Below are 8,622 nucleotides of genomic sequence, written 5' to 3'. Positions count from 1 at the left end.
TCAGGTTTCAAACATTCTCAATGTTGTATTTGGGTAAAGAATACCTTTGTCATGGGAAGGCAACCTTATCAGTGGCAGCATGAACCCGCTTTGTTTGGATGGAAGCCTACAGGCGCACATTATTGGAATGGTGATAGAAAGCAGACTACAATATGGAATTTCGATAGGCCAAGAGTAAATGATGTTCATCCAACAATGAAACCCATTCCCCTGATTGAATATATCATCAAGAACTCAAGTAAGTATGGAGATATTGTTGTGGACACATTTCTCGGCAGTGGGACAACTTTACTAGCAGCCGATAATACAGATAGAATTTGCTATGGCTCAGAGCTTGATCCGAAATATTGTCAGGTTATTATTGAACGCTGGATTAATTATAAAGATGGAATCAATGGTGATGATGTGGTGATTGAAAGAGAAGGACAGCAGTATAAATACTCGGAGTTAAAGGTTGAGCAGGTGACGGTTTAATTGTGCACTTTTCCCTTCACGGGTTCAACATTTAGGCTATGCATTTCAAAAATGAGGGAATGCAAGAGAAGGAGTTTCCTGTTTTATACAGAATATTCCTATTATTAAGTAAATATGAGGAAAGGGATGAGGTTAGGGAATGTCTAAAATCCTTGTCGTAGATGACCAATTTGGAGTGAGACTCCTGCTCGTTGAGATATTCCAGGATGATAACCATGAAGTCAAAATGGCAGTGAACGGATTTGAAGCACTTCAGTTACTTAGCTCCTTTGAACCAGCTCTTATATTACTGGACATGAAAATGCCTGGAATGAACGGGATAGAAACATTAGAGAAAATTCGTGACTTAGACCGTCGAGTGACTGTGATTATGATGACGGGCAATGACGATCCGCATAATATAGAACAAGAAAAGAACCTCGGAATTCTATGTTACATTACTAAACCTTTTGATTTGTTTAAGCTGAAAGAACAGGTGAGGGAGATATTGAACATGCAAAATTTGAGTGTCGTATAAACTATTATTGGATTTGCTCGCCACACCAAAATATTCTTGCTCACTTTATTTGTTCAGAAACCCTTCATTTAACTTGATATAATGTGCATTCAGAGTGATTAATGGTGTACGTTCAAATCAAGAAATGGAGGGTTTTATTATGTTAATGAGTCTTACAGGTCTTAGCAGGAAAGAGGTTGCTGGAATTATTGGGGAATGCTTGGAGGTTAAACCAGAATACAAGGGAGGGATCACATACCAATACTATATTGGCAATTGGGCTGTATTTATGGATTCAATGGTTGAGCCGGAAAAGGCAGAAGGAGAAGCTGGCGATGAGTACAAAGTTGGCATTTGTATCCCGAACAGTAATCAGGAAGAATGAACAAAGGTTTTGAGTGCATTAAAGGAAGCGGGTTCAATAGTAAATGCCAGTTGCAGATTAACGATTATCATAGATGACTCAAAGCATACCGACAAGTCAAAGGAGAATTTGATCAAGCTGTTTGAAAGTAAAAAGGATTTGATTTTAACGGCCATTGGCGTTCAGGATGGCAATATAGAGATTGAAGAAGATAAGGTTATATTCCCATTGTTTGCTGCAACACTGGATGCTGAGAGGATTATCGCATATGAACAGTTTTGCACTTTGCTCAACCAAATGGCTCTGAAGTCGAAAACAGCCAGCAGTAAGAAAACTGAAAGTGATAATCCGAAGTTTACATTCAGGGTTTTTCTCATCCGGCTCGGCATGATTGGCGATGAGTATAAAATGATAAGAAAGATTCTGCTTGAGAGGTTAGAGGGCAATTCTGCCTTTCGGAGTGGAAGCAAACCAGAAAAGGTTGTTGTTGAGTAAGAGTATATCGGCTGTATATCGCTTTCACGTTGGCGCGTGGGGCGATACTTTTTATTGGTGGGGTAAGTGTTCAATAGGATTACAATGTGTGGCGTATAGGGGAAGGGGTAAAATATATTCATTGTTTTTAGTTGGGTTCAGAGGGGCATCGGCTCAGGATTCTGTTTCTTACTGTTAATATTTGGACAAAACTATATAATAGAGATGGTGGTTTATATAATACGGGTAGATTGACTAAGGAAAGGTGCATGAATGGATTTGGATAAGGATTTATGGAATATTATCGAAAATGTAAGACGTGCTGAATCAGCAAATGATTTATGCAAATCTCTTAAGGATTGTCTTTGTGTATTAGAATCTAAAAATGCCAATAAGAGAAAATTTATTAATTACCTAAATGAGTACTTATTAAATATTGGTGGCGTCCACAGACTCGATGCATTATTAGGTGATAATGCCGAAACGGTGCGAAATGTTTATGTGCATGATTATAAAAAGGCACCAGTAATTTATGCATCGCATTTGCTCATTTCAATTAGCAATATTAGAGACTATAAAGTTAGACTGCGAAAGTTGATAGATATGTTTGAGAATGAATTTAATGAGCCTAAGACAGTAGGGTTAAGCAAAAAACAGGTTAATAAGATTTTAAACTTTCTTCAATTTAAGTACGGAATTTTTGATATTATAACATGCAAAACTGAACTGGAAATATTCCTCTTTAATAACTCACATAAACAATTTAATTCATTCTGTGAAGTCTTTTCTGAAGCAAGCCAGCCGGAAACTTATCACAATCGGTTTATACTTACATTCGCATCTCGGTCGGAAGAACATGATCCTTGTCAGGTGTTAATTCATGAGATAGGACATGCACTACAGCTGGCATTGTCCCATCAAGTTATGATGATTCCAGAGTCCTTTATTGAAATGAATAAGGAACTTGATGTTCATCTGAAAAACAATACGGTTGTCACTTCCGATGTATTTGCAGACGTATTTTCTGTTTTCGTTATGAACAAGTCATATTTAGCTGAACATAATGATCTAATCAGCATTTTCCCATCTAGGGTATTAGATTTATTTGAACGTTATTTTACTGAACTTATAAAATATGCTTTCGACAACAGGGAAAAGCTAAAAACTAAAAAGCTAGATATTATTTGGTCAAATGATGGAAAGGCCGTGAAGGTCTAGAGCTAGCACTTGGATGAGCCTATCAAAAGGCTCTTTTTTATTTTGGGGAGGTGAGGTAATATGGGTACAAGAGCTAGAAATAATACGAAGTGGTTGACCAATGTTTTTCCACGTTTGGCTGAGATTCGAAATTGGTGCATGGATGGTAAAACCAATGAAGAGATGTGTGTACTCTTAGGCATAAGTCCTGACAGTTGGTACACTTATATGAAGCAATATAATGAGCTTAATGACATCGTTACAGCGGGGAAGTCTGTTATAGATAACCGTGTAGAAAATGCTGTTTTGAAAACCGCTTTAGGTTTTGAATATGAGGAAATCAAAACGATTATCGAGGAAGATCGTAATGGCAAGAAGCGAACAAGGATAGAGAAAACCAAAAAGTATATGCCACCTAGTCCAACTGCTCAAGCCTTCTGGCTAAAGAACCGGAAGAAAGATGAGTGGGGCGATAGGAAGGAAATTGTCTTTGATACAAAGGGCCAGGAAGAAGAAAGGAAGCTACAATTCCTTAAAATGATAAATGAAGAAGTCGTTGATGCAGATTATTCTATTGTTGAAGAAGCGGCAACACTTCCCGATCCTGAAGTCATAGAAGAAACTGAGGAAGGTTTTCTTGATGAATTTGAAGAGGATGGCTTTGGGAATGAAACGACTGAAGCATAATCTTATGTCGTCAGTTATATGAGAGATAAATACCCAATATGAGCCTAAAACTACCCGAAATAAGCCTGTGATCAACCTAGTTTCAATCCATAATTAGTCTTATGTATTCAGTTGCTATCAGGGCAATACAGAGGTAACATGGACACACCTAGTAAGAAAGGGTGTGTTTATATGCTTGATTTAGGCAACTTCGAGGAGTATCTCACCAACAAGGAACTGAGCATGAATACTATCAGTTGCTATATTCGGGACAGCAAGGTTTTTATGGATTGGTTCAGTAGTAGAACGGATTGTGGACTAGATAAACTGATTCAACTTGATGCCATTGGATACAAGAAGCATCTGCTCAATACCAATAAATCAGTGGTGACAGCCAATAGGAAGGTCGCCAGCGTCAATGCCTTTTGCAAATGGCTTTATGAAAGCGGATCAACTGCTGATGAGATCAATATAAAGGCAGTAAAGAATCGGGATGCTCGGCAATATAAAGGCTTGGAGGAAAAGGATCTAAGGAAACTTCGAGCAGAGATACACCGAAACCGCAATCCACTTCATATATGCATCATTGAACTATTGCTTGGCACTGGGCTTAGGGTTAGCGAACTTTGCAATCTCAAGCTTCAAGACATAGAATTATCCGAGCGTAAAGGCACAATCAAGGTAATCGGCAAAGGAAACATTTACAGAACACTGCCACTCAATAAGGATGTTCGTAAAGCAATCCAAGATTATGCTGATGTTAGGCCTGAAAATGATAGTGACTTCTTATTGATAGGACAGCGAGGAGCATTTAAACGGAACGCAATCAACTTAATCCTTGAAAAGTATGGGCAAAGAGTATCAGTTGATGTAACTCCACACCGGCTAAGGCATTCTCTGGGATATAGACTGGTCAAGGAAGGAACAGCAATAACAACCATTCAGGAGATACTCGGACACGATAGCATCCTGACAACGAATTTGTACACGGTCACAACAGAACAGGATAAGGTAGAGGCTCTGGAAGCCTTGGAGTGGTAAGAAAGCCGCTCTATTTTTATGCACCTTTCCCAATGGGAGGGGTGCTTCTATTTGTTGAAATTGCCCCAGCAGTAGATGGCACGGAAATTTTTGTGGAGAAATATGGTGAAAATAACTGTAGACAAGAATTCGTAAGTTTGTTAGTATCATAATGGGTAATTATAAAATGTTAGATTTTTTGCACATGGGGGGAGACTATGGGTGAAAAGAAATTAAGTTTTCCGGCTTACTTTCCAAAGGATTGTCCACCGGCTAATGCAAAACCGGAAGAATTATGTGTTTACAGATATTGTGAAGGGCAAAGTGTCACTGAGAATGACTTCCTATCATATTATCAAATAGACCCAATAAAGTTTAAAGATAATATTCTGGCTTATGGCCTGTCAGTTTTATTGGATAAACAGGCTTGTGTAAAAGGGATGAAACTTCCTGCCATTAAAAAAAAGTTTAAGAGCTTTGCAACTGGAATAACATATATTGAATCTGGCAAGATAAAGCGAACACCTACTAATAAAATTCAATCCCATTGCACATGGTGGTTGTATGAAGGCGCAAAGCCTGAAACATATTTCGTAATTTGCTCTTAGGGGAGGTGATAACTGTGCTTCGTGAGTTTTTAAAAGTCGATGTACTAGGTACGTTATATGTTGATGAAATATTTTTTTTCTATGAAGAACCTCAGATTTTCACTTGCATGAGTAGGGCTAGACATAAGTACCTCGCTCTGTTGACTGATATGGATTGTGGAAAATGGATGTTATTGCCAATATCCGAAGCGCAGTTATCGCTATTGAAGTCTAATAGATTATCTCTGAAAGAGGCATTCATAAACCCAGAAGACGAATTTATTTGGCAATTAGAATTAAGTCAAGATTCAACAATTGCAAAAGCAAAACAAATTTTCGATCCACAAGTGTTATCTGACGATTTACCAGATGATGACGTTTACCTTGATTATGAGGCAGATCCATTAATGCCAGTTGTTAAAGATGATATATTAGAAATTGCCAAAAAAGAAAGACGTGATATTATAGATTTGGCTTTAGTTACTAATAATCATAGTAGAGAGATTGAATGTGATATTTTAGGCGAAGTATTAAGTACCACCCAGCAGATTTTATATACGTTACCAATGCCGAGAGAGAGTCTTAGGGGCAGGATACCGAAAGATATTCGTGATAGAAATACAGCGGTTGTCGCGGGAACGCTTGCGGCATCTTTTGGAGTAAGATTTAAATCTCCAGGATTGTGCGATTTGTTTGGTGAAACTGATCTCTCTCAAACACTTAAAATGTTTTTGGATTTATTAAATTCAAAAGACGACGATAACAAACTCAGGGAAATATTACACAATCACAGTAAAAAAACGGTATTCAAATATAGGCAACTGATGAAAGTACTACTTCAGGCCAAAACAGGTCTTAAAATAAAAGCTGCCTCTCCTAATAATTATAGGTTTGAGATAAGTTTTTCAATGGACGACATTGAAAGGAGTATTCAACTACTGGAAACAGAAATTAAAGACATGGTTTATGTTGAAAAAATGTTTGGAACTATGGTCGGTATAAATGTAGACAAACAAACATTCGCGTTTAAAAGCATAGAAGATGAAAATATTATTGGGAAGCTTTCAGAAAATTTTAATGGGGTCACATTTGAAGTTCCTAAATACGTTCAAGCAGAAATACAGCAACGGATTACGTTAAATGAGATTACAAAAGAAGAAAGATATGTATATACATTATTAGCGATAAATGTTGACGTGAAGGTGAAGGAAGGAGAAGATATTGAAATTACTTAACCAAGACCATACTCGCCAAAACCTTCTGCTAAAGCAATATCTGAATAAATACTTCTCCCCGAACAAGATAGAAGAACTTGTCGGGGAGTTTTCATTTTCAGAGCTACGCAAGTTACTTGGCGAGATGGACATAGAATTCTTTAGCTTATGCTACTTCCCTAAATATTTTGATAGAAGGTTTGGAGAATTTCACAAAGAGCTATTCGAGGAACTGAAATACATGTTAGACAACAAAGGGTTGATTGAAGCTTTTGGATTGCCAAGGGAACATGGCAAAAGCACGATCAACTCTTTTTTATTTCCCCTGTATTCAACGCTCTACAATAAATCCCAGTTTACTTTGATCATATCAGCAACAGAGCAGATTGCTCTACCATTCCTTGATATGATTAAGGATGAGCTTGAAAACAATGAATTGCTAATGGAGGACTTCAGTATTCAAAAAGGAAACCGATGGAATAATAATGAGATTTGGATAAGGGGTAAGGGTGGCATCGATGCTTGCATAATGATTCGTGGTATAGATGGAAGTTTGCGCGGAACTCACTTTAAGCAACATCGACCTCAACTTGTTCTTTTGGATGACTTACTTAAAGATGATACAGCCAGAAGTGAAACCAAACGTGAGCAAGTCAAGAATACCTTCACAGATGTTGTCATTCCGATCGGCACAAAGGATACCAATATATTAGTTGTCGGAACCGTTCTCCACGAGGAGGATCTTATGGCTGATCTACTGAAGGGAAAAATACCTGGGGTCAGAAGCATAAAAAAGTCGGCTGTCATATGCTTTGCCGAACGAGATGATCTCTGGAGTGATTGGGAAGCTAAATATAATAACCTATTGGACTTGGACAGGATTGATACTGCCAAGTCCTTTTTTTATGATCAGCAGGAGGAAATGTTGGAAGGCACAGAAATACTGTGGTCAGAGTATCTTGATTACTATTATCTCATGTGCAAGAAGCAATCAATGGGTGACAAATCCTTCTATAAAGAAATGCAGAATGATCCCCGCAGTACAGATGATTATATCTTTCGGGATATTCAATATTGGGATAGGCTTCCTGCTTTTGAAGAAATGGAACTCGTAATGTACATTGATCCTGCAATAAAAGCCGGTAAAAGAAATGACTTCTCAGCAATAACAATTCTCGGACTTCATAGAAAAACTAAGCAGAAGTATGTTGTTGATGGCAGTATATATAAACTGCTTCCCGACGATCTGTTTCAGGTAGCCATTGGAAAAATACAGCAATATCCGGTTGAAAAGATTGGATTCGAAACTACAGCGGCCCAAAGCTATATCAAGCAGAAGTTTGAAGAGGAACTTTGGAAGAATAAGATATTTACTCCTGTTGATGAAGTAATCAGTAGAGGCCAGAAACATGAGCGAATTATATCTCTTGAGCCAGAAGTAAAGAAGGGACATATCCTATTCAATCCTGCCAATATCAGGTACAACAATCAGGTAAAGGATTACAACAAAGGAGCAAAACATGATGATGCTCCAGACTCGCTTTATGGAGCAGTTCAGTTGGTTGAAGGGGTAAAGAGCATTAGGTTTTATGATAGGAGTTTGTTGTTTTGATTGCTCGATGTTGTGTTGATCGCTTCTACAAAATTTTGTCCGTACCTTAGTTTACAATAGCGTTATAAACCTTATTGAAGGAGGGTTAAAAGATCCAGACATTAGTATGTGGTTTTAGAATTAAGAAAATGGGGGGAGATCAAAAATGATATGTTCTAAATGTGGTGCTGAAAACTCAGAGGATAGTGTATTCTGTAACAAGTGCGCTGCCAATTTATCCGGTGTCATTGAGCAGGAACATAAGCCGAAATGGTTTAGTAACAGAAGGAATATTATTCTAAGTTGTTCAATTCTTGTCATTGGAATTCTTGTAGTGGTTGGTATTATTAGCTTTAACAATCCTGTATCGGTCTTCAAAAGCAACATCAACAATAATAAATACGTGGAAGCAACGAAGACTTACGACGAGAAAATTAAAGGAAACACAGACAAGGAGAAGAGTGTCAACACTTTTCTGAAGGATGATATTGCTGAAATCCAGAAGTCTTTCTCTGAAAGTAAAATTGATTATAATACCG

At 37.7% G+C, this 8,622-nt stretch carries 11 protein-coding genes; all 11 read left to right on the top strand.

Annotated features, from left to right (window positions below):
* A partial coding sequence (locus DSOL_RS24800) for a DNA-methyltransferase (protein WP_139314609.1) occupies nucleotides 1-474 on the top strand: 474 nt, incomplete at its 5' end.
* A 139-nt stretch (nucleotides 475-613) separates the two neighbouring features.
* Complete coding sequence (locus tag DSOL_RS24795) at nucleotides 614-991, top strand: response regulator (protein WP_075367404.1); 378 nt, start codon at nucleotides 614-616, stop codon at nucleotides 989-991.
* Between the two features lie 139 nt (nucleotides 992-1,130).
* Nucleotides 1,131-1,355, top strand: coding sequence for a hypothetical protein (locus DSOL_RS24790; protein WP_075367403.1), 225 nt, complete (start codon nucleotides 1,131-1,133; stop codon nucleotides 1,353-1,355).
* A gap of 9 nt (nucleotides 1,356-1,364) precedes the next feature.
* Nucleotides 1,365-1,829 carry a hypothetical protein gene (locus DSOL_RS24785; RefSeq protein ID WP_075367402.1) on the top strand — a complete coding sequence of 155 codons (465 nt, stop codon included), beginning with the start codon at nucleotides 1,365-1,367 and terminating at the stop codon, nucleotides 1,827-1,829.
* 252 nt (nucleotides 1,830-2,081) lie between these two features.
* The gene (locus tag DSOL_RS24780; protein ID WP_075367401.1) at nucleotides 2,082-3,026 is read left to right on the top strand and encodes a hypothetical protein; all 945 of its coding nucleotides are present in this window, start codon (nucleotides 2,082-2,084) and stop codon (nucleotides 3,024-3,026) included.
* Between the two features lie 60 nt (nucleotides 3,027-3,086).
* A complete protein-coding gene (locus DSOL_RS24775) occupies nucleotides 3,087-3,692 on the top strand; it encodes a helix-turn-helix domain-containing protein (RefSeq protein ID WP_075367400.1) in 606 nt (201 codons plus the stop codon).
* A 171-nt stretch (nucleotides 3,693-3,863) separates the two neighbouring features.
* Nucleotides 3,864-4,712, top strand: a complete 849-nt coding sequence (locus DSOL_RS24770) for a tyrosine-type recombinase/integrase (RefSeq protein ID WP_075367399.1) — start codon at nucleotides 3,864-3,866, stop codon at nucleotides 4,710-4,712.
* A 197-nt stretch (nucleotides 4,713-4,909) separates the two neighbouring features.
* The gene (locus tag DSOL_RS24765) at nucleotides 4,910-5,299 is read left to right on the top strand and encodes a hypothetical protein (RefSeq protein WP_075367398.1); all 390 of its coding nucleotides are present in this window, start codon (nucleotides 4,910-4,912) and stop codon (nucleotides 5,297-5,299) included.
* A gap of 14 nt (nucleotides 5,300-5,313) precedes the next feature.
* Nucleotides 5,314-6,513 carry a DUF6575 domain-containing protein gene (locus tag DSOL_RS24760; protein WP_075367397.1) on the top strand — a complete coding sequence of 400 codons (1,200 nt, stop codon included), beginning with the start codon at nucleotides 5,314-5,316 and terminating at the stop codon, nucleotides 6,511-6,513.
* On the top strand, nucleotides 6,500-8,104 hold the full coding sequence (gene terL, locus DSOL_RS24755) for a phage terminase large subunit (RefSeq protein WP_207649678.1): 1,605 nt from the start codon (nucleotides 6,500-6,502) through the stop codon (nucleotides 8,102-8,104). Before DSOL_RS24760 ends, terL begins: the two co-directional genes overlap by 14 nt.
* 145 nt (nucleotides 8,105-8,249) lie before the next feature.
* Nucleotides 8,250-8,622 (top strand): zinc-ribbon domain-containing protein (locus DSOL_RS24750; protein ID WP_139314608.1); only part of this gene is annotated, 373 nt, incomplete at its 3' end.

It is taken from the genome of Desulfosporosinus metallidurans, assembly GCF_001936615.1.
Classification (GTDB): domain Bacteria; phylum Bacillota; class Desulfitobacteriia; order Desulfitobacteriales; family Desulfitobacteriaceae; genus Desulfosporosinus; species Desulfosporosinus metallidurans.
The sequence above is the reverse complement of the archived record's forward strand: the minus strand, read 5'-3'. Positions and strand labels throughout refer to the sequence as shown.